This window comes from Streptomyces sp. DH12 (assembly GCF_020873895.1).
Taxonomy (GTDB): Bacteria; Actinomycetota; Actinomycetes; order Streptomycetales; family Streptomycetaceae; genus Streptomyces.
Genome location: NZ_JAHWGT010001425.1, coordinates 1 through 413, shown reverse-complemented (window position 1 = coordinate 413; position 413 = coordinate 1). Strand labels below are relative to the sequence as shown.

General features: G+C 67.8%; 1 protein-coding gene. It reads right to left on the bottom strand.

What is annotated here, in order from left to right:
* The coding region (locus tag LPA54_RS40400; RefSeq protein WP_228985408.1) for a 4Fe-4S dicluster domain-containing protein at positions 1 to 413 on the bottom strand (413 nt) is incomplete at both ends.

Below are 413 nucleotides of genomic sequence, written 5' to 3'. Positions count from 1 at the left end.
AGGCGCGGGTAGCAGAGCGTACATTTCTCGGCCTTGCCGGTCTTGTGGTTGAAGTAAACCTTCTTATCAGGGCAGCCCGAGACACACATGCGCCAGCCGCGGCACTTGTCCTGGTCGACGAGGACGATGCCGTCCTCGACCCGCTTGTACATCGCGCCCGAGGGACAGGCCGACACACAGGCGGGGTTGAGGCAGTGCTCGCACAGGCGGGGCAGGTGGAAGAGGAAGGTCTGCTCGAACTCGAACTTGACCTTCTGGGCCCACTCACCGCTGAGGTTCGGGTCGGCGCCGGCGTTCTCGGGTGCGCCGCCGAGGCCGTCCTCCCAGTTGGCGCCCCAGGTGATGGCGGTGGGCTCGCCGGTGAGGACGGAGCGGGGGCGGGCGACGGGGATGTCCTTCTGGGCCGGGGCGCT